Annotated in this window: 3 protein-coding genes and 1 pseudogene; 3 read left to right on the top strand and 1 reads right to left on the bottom strand. The window is 58.2% G+C overall.

The features are described from left to right. Positions 1 to 549, bottom strand: a pseudogene (locus NW835_RS02285) (hypothetical protein); the annotation flags it as partial. Between the two features lie 79 nt (positions 550 to 628). On the opposite strand from NW835_RS02285, the gene NW835_RS02290 reads away from it, so the two are divergent. The 3 genes from NW835_RS02290 to NW835_RS02300 all read left to right on the top strand — a co-directional run bounded on the left by NW835_RS02290 (position 629) and on the right by NW835_RS02300 (position 3,908). Continuing rightward, positions 629 to 2,194: a cryptochrome/photolyase family protein gene (locus NW835_RS02290; RefSeq protein WP_414414422.1), complete on the top strand. Its 1,566-nt coding sequence runs from the start codon at positions 629 to 631 to the stop codon at positions 2,192 to 2,194. Positions 2,195 to 2,244: 50 nt separating this feature from the next. Further along, complete coding sequence (nrdR, locus tag NW835_RS02295) at positions 2,245 to 2,847, top strand: transcriptional regulator NrdR (protein WP_414414423.1); 603 nt, start codon at positions 2,245 to 2,247, stop codon at positions 2,845 to 2,847. Between the two features lie 224 nt (positions 2,848 to 3,071). Then, positions 3,072 to 3,908, top strand: coding sequence for a hypothetical protein (locus tag NW835_RS02300; RefSeq protein WP_414378331.1), 837 nt, complete (start codon positions 3,072 to 3,074; stop codon positions 3,906 to 3,908). Positions 3,909 to 4,481 lie beyond the last annotated feature (573 nt).

The following is a 4,481-nucleotide window of genomic DNA, read 5'->3' on the forward strand; positions in this document are numbered from 1 at the left end:
CCCCATCGCCCCCCACCAGGACGGTTCCTCCCCGTAGGCCCAGAGCGCCCAGAGGGCCAGCGTCACCGCCACCACCAGCGGCAGCTCCAACATGTACACATGGGCCAGAGCCGCGATCCCCGGGTAAAGCAAGAGCAGCGCCGCCGCCAACCAGCCCACTTCCTGAGAGTGGTAAATCCGCTGGCCCAGCCGCTGGGTTGCCAGGGTCAGGATCCCCAGCAACACCCAATTGAGCAACTGCCCATCGGCACGGCTAAAGGGGTGCAAAGCTGCCAACGGGATCCCCAGCCAATAGGCCAGAGGCGGATAGCGCTGGTTCAAGTGCAAAAGCTGCTGCCACCACACCTTTTCCCAGCGAAACCGGCCTAGGTGATCCCCAAATGCCTGCGCCTGCAACAGGTGCTGCGCCTCATCCCAGGCTGGCGGCAGGGGATCCGTCCAGTTCCAAACCAGCAACAGCAGTAGGGCCGCCATCCCCAGGCCCGCCCAGGCGGGGAGAAAGGGGATCCCCCCTCTTGCTGCCGCTAGCCGACTGGAGGTCGTCTTCATGGCCTTAGCCCTGTTTCCTAGCGCTACACTCAACTTGGGCTGCCCTTAGAGATCCTCGAGGCCGCGATATTACCCCCCCATGACCGTTCCACCCTCTGGCTCCACAGGTGTCTGGATCCTCCCCGACCAACTGCACCCCCAGCAAGCTGCCCTTGCCTCCCTCTCAACCCTACCTCCCCACTGCGTCCCCATCCTTTTTATCGAGTCCCACGCTTGGGCCAGCTCCCGCAACCATCACCAGCAGAAGTTGGTGCTGGTGTGGTCGGCCATGCGCCACTTTGCCCAAGAATTGCAACAGCGCGGCCACCCCGTTACCTATGTGGAAGCTGAGGACTCTGCTGAACCCCTGCAGGCCTGGGCCAGGCAGCATCAATTACAACAAATCCGCCTCATGCAGCCTGCCGACATTCCTGTTCGAGCGGAGGTGGAAAAGCTGAGATCCGCTCTCCCCTGCCCCCTCCTGGTCTTGGAAAATAACCACTTCCTCTGGACAGCCTCCCAGTTTATCGACTGGGCCTCAGGCCGCAAGCGCCTGCTTCTGGAAGACTTTTACCGCCAAGGGCGCAGACGCTTCCGCATCCTCATGGACGGCTCCCAACCCCTGGGCGGGCGCTGGAACTACGACCGGGAAAACCGGCAGCCTCCTCAGCCTGGCCGGCGCTACCCACCTCCTCTGAGGTTTCCTCCCGACGCTATCACGCAAGCGGTGATGGAGAAAGTGCGGCGACGTTACGGCCACCACTTTGGATCCCTAGAGGGCTTTGGCTGGGCAGTCACCCGTGCCCAAGCCCTGCAGGTGCTCGAAGACTTTATCCAGCACCGCCTGCCCCATTTCGGTCCCTGGCAAGATGCCATGCAGGCTGGGGAGGACTTCCTCTACCACTCCCTCCTTTCTCCCTACCTCAATCTTGGGCTTCTCACCCCCCAAGAAGTCCTCGCCGCCGCCGCACAGGCCTACCATCGCGGCGGGATCCCTCTTCCTTCCGCTGAAGGCTTCATCCGTCAGATCCTGGGCTGGCGGGAATACCTGCGCGGCTTCTACGAATACCAGATGCCCCAGGGCTATGCCCAGAAGAACTTCTTTGGCCACCACCGCCCCCTGCCGGACTTTTTTTGGACGGGCGAAACCGACATGGCCTGCTTACGGCACACCCTAGGGCAAATTCGCCGCCACGGCTACGCCCACCACATCCAGCGGCTGATGGTGCTCAGCAATTTTGCCCTCATCAGCGGCATCCAACCCCAGGCAGTGGAAGCGTGGTTTCACGACGTGTTCATTGACAGCTACGACTGGGTGATGCAGCCCAACGTCATCGGCATGGGCCTTTTTGCCGACGGGGGCATGCTTTCCACCAAACCCTACGCCGCCTCTGCCCAGTACATCCGCAGAATGAGTGACTACTGCCGCCATTGCCGCTACAATCCCAGCGAAAAGGTTGGCGAACGCGCCTGTCCCTTTAATACCTTCTACTGGGATTTCCTCTTGCGCCACCGCTCCCTCTTGACCCCCCTAGGGAGGATGAAATGGGTATTGGCCCACTTGGATCGCTTGCAGCCGGAGCTAAAAGCCCAAATCCAAGCGCAAGCTGCTGCTTGGTGGGATCCCTGGCCTAGGAGCAACTCCCTGGGCCAGCCGTCTGGCTAAAATTGGAGCACCTTCCCTTTCTGTGCTACTTGGTTCAAGGAGCCCACGTCATGAAATGTCCCCGCTGCGGCAAGCAAGAAATTCGCGTTTTAGAGTCCCGTTCGGCAGAAGGTGGCCAAAGCGTGCGGCGGCGGCGGGAATGCATGTCCTGTGGCTACCGCTTCACCACCTACGAGCGCATTGAATTCATGCCCATCATGGTCATTAAACGGGATGGATCCCGGGAGAGTTTTAACCGCAACAAGATTCTCCAAGGGGTGATGCACGCCTGCCAAAGAACCCAAGTTAGCGTCAAGCAGATGGAGGAGTTGGTCAACGAAATCGAAGAAAAACTCCAACTGGAAGACGTTCAAGAGGTAACTACCCTACGCATCGGCGAGATGGTACTGGAGCGCCTACAGCGCCTGAGCGAAGTTGCCTATGTGCGCTTTGCCTCCGTGTACCGCCAGTTCCAGGGTATAAAAGACTTTGTTACTGAACTGGAACAGTTGGAACGGTTGGAGGCCCCCCTCCGACGAGATCTGGAGCGGCCGCTGCGGAACTCTCCCCCTTCAGAGTCGGAATCCACAGCTTCTCCAGACTGGGTGGGGGGTATTCCCAAACTCCCCGATCAAAACGACGCCTCGAGCAATCTCTCGGGGATCCCAAAATAGCGCTTGCCGCCGAGAAAAACTGCCAGAAAAGGGCTCCCATCCAAACAGCTTAGCGGTATGCTTGGGTTAGCAATTGCCGCCTACACTAAGCATAGCGCTAGATATCCCCGGCTGGTCGGTGTTCAGCGCTACCGCTAGGTGAGCCTTGCGGCTTTGTCTGTTCAGGATCCCTTGCTGCCCACCTTCCTCAGTTTTTCATCCTTTCTTACGCGTCGATTCAATTTATGCAGTACGACTTTCGGGGTTCTAGCCCCTCTGGAGCTCGCAACGGCAACCCCAGTGGCTTGCCCGGCAACAACAGCTTTCGCACCCCTGCCTCACTAGAGACGGGGCCGGGGACAGTGCCCATCCAGGTGTATCAACAAGTGGCCGAAGAGCTGGAATCTGCCCGTCAGCAGGTGAGCCGCCTCTCTTCCGAAAATCAGCGCCTGCACGCTCTGCATCAACAGTTGTCTGGAGAAGTTACTGCCATCGCGCAAGAATTTCAGGGGCAATTGGGTCAGGCCTTGAAGCGCCTACAGCAAATCAGCATACGGCTTGCTGACACAAGCCAAGCCGCTGCTCCTGAAAGAGAGGCCGCTGCAGCCCCTTTTCGAGGGGATGGCCTGTCCTCAGAACCTGACCAAGCTTCTCCCCCCTATGATTTTTTGAATCGCCTCAAGCGACGCCAAGCTCGCAGCGAGGTTTCACCCTTCTCTAGCAACGTCTATCCAACTTCCTCTTACTCTGACTTTGCCGCTTCCTCTTTCGAGCCGCGATCTCAGCCCTCCACTCTACCCCCCCGTCCCCGTCAAGACACTCCTACTGAGCCTTCTTACCCCCGTGCCGGCTATCAGATTCCCTCCCTGGAAGAGTTGATGCAAAATATGGGTGGCGAGGTTCATTCCACCAGCGTCTACCAACGGGTGCGCGATCAACATCACGGATCCCAAGGCTCCGCTGTGCTGTGGATGGCCGCTGCAGTTCTTTTGGTAGTCGCCTCTTTCGGATTGGGCTTCGTAGCCGTACAGCCCTTTTTGCGCAACAACCCACCACCCTCTCCTGTGAAAGCACCCCAATAGTTCCGGAAGCGGAATTTCGTCTACCTACAGGACTTCCACAAGTTTCAGGTCCATTCTTCAAGCCGCAGCCCTAGGGCACTGGTTTTGCGCAAAAGCGATCCCAGCGGCTGATCAGAATAGGATCCTCTACTTTTGAGGAGAGTAAGACGCAATCTCCGCAGAACGTATTGCCGCATAGAAGCTTGGTACCCCCCCACTTTAGTACGGGACGGGAAAGCCCGTAAGCAACTTTAGCTGCTCGTCAAGGGTATGCTTGCTGAGAAGGCGTACCGTTCCCAGGCGGGCACCCAATCATGGTGAAAGACTCGACTGGTAGCAAGCGTCTGGGAGATAATAACGTCTCAGCCAACCTACAAGGACTCCCTCCTGCTTACGCGAACAGAAAAGTAAGCGAAACCTTGAGGTTTTGCCACAAGGTTCTGTCTAGAGGCGTCTTGATAGCGCCTTTATGAGTTCGTCCTTGAACTGCGTAAGAATCCCCCGCCTTTATGCGGTAGGAGTGTCAAACCCTACACCTGTAGAAACTGTAGAGCTACCCCTTGGGACAACAACCCCCCAAGAGTTGGGGGGTTG

Origin of the sequence: Synechococcus sp. OH2 (assembly GCF_047462155.1) — a bacterium.
In the GTDB taxonomy this organism is placed as follows: domain Bacteria; phylum Cyanobacteriota; class Cyanobacteriia; order Thermostichales; family Thermostichaceae; genus Thermostichus.